The 328-nt window shown below is 76.5% G+C and carries 1 protein-coding gene; it reads right to left on the bottom strand.

The window, feature by feature from the left end:
* On the bottom strand, positions 1-328 hold a 328-nt coding region (locus J0695_RS38940), incomplete at both ends, for a ComEC/Rec2 family competence protein (protein ID WP_206969587.1).

Here is a 328-nt window from a genome sequence, read left to right as displayed (position 1 = left end):
CGGCGACCGGCATCGCCACCGGGGCCGTCGCCAGGGCGGCGAAGCCGAGCACGGTCGCCGGGCCCACCGCGAGTTCGGCGAGGAGGTTGCAGGGGACTGCGACCAGGCCGACCCGGGAGGCCAGCACGACGATGACGGGGGCGCAGACCGCCTGGGCCGCGGCCGCCGCGGCCAGCACCTCGGCGAGCCTGGGCGGGACCCGGCGGCGCTGCAGGGCGCTGCTCCAGTGCGGTGCGATGGTGAGGAGGGCGCCGGTGGCCAGTACGGAGAGGAGGAAGCCGTAACTCCGCGCCAGCCAGGGGTCGTACAGCACCAGGAGCAGCACGGC

Source organism: Streptomyces beijiangensis, from assembly GCF_017315755.1.
Lineage (GTDB): Bacteria > Actinomycetota > Actinomycetes > Streptomycetales > Streptomycetaceae > Streptomyces > Streptomyces beijiangensis.
This window is presented reverse-complemented; position numbering and strand designations above follow the sequence as displayed.